The organism is Paenibacillus camelliae (assembly GCF_023715345.1).
Lineage (GTDB): Bacteria > Bacillota > Bacilli > Paenibacillales > Paenibacillaceae > Pristimantibacillus > Pristimantibacillus camelliae.
The window spans coordinates 1-277 of sequence record NZ_JAMBNY010000079.1; the positions used below are offsets into that span (position 1 = coordinate 1).

The window sequence follows — 277 nt, forward strand, 5'->3', positions numbered from 1 at the left end:
TTAATCGCCCGAGGGGGCCGCAGTGAAAAGGCCCAATCGACTGTTTAGCAAAAACACAGGTCTGTGCGAAGTCGTAAGACGAAGTATACGGGCTGACGCCTGCCCGGTGCTGGAAGGTTAAGGGGAGTGGTTAGGGGTAACCCGAAGCTATGAACCGAAGCCCCAGTAAACGGCGGCCGTAACTATAACGGTCCTAAGGTAGCGAAATTCCTTGTCAGGTAAATTCTGACCCGCACGAATGGCGTAACGAATTGGGCGCTGTCTCAACGAGAGATCC

The 277-nt window shown here is 53.8% G+C and carries 1 rRNA gene; it reads left to right on the forward strand.

Annotation, left to right across the window (positions count from 1 at the left end):
- Positions 1-277: ribosomal RNA gene (locus tag M3180_RS22495) — 23S ribosomal RNA — on the forward strand; the annotation flags it as partial.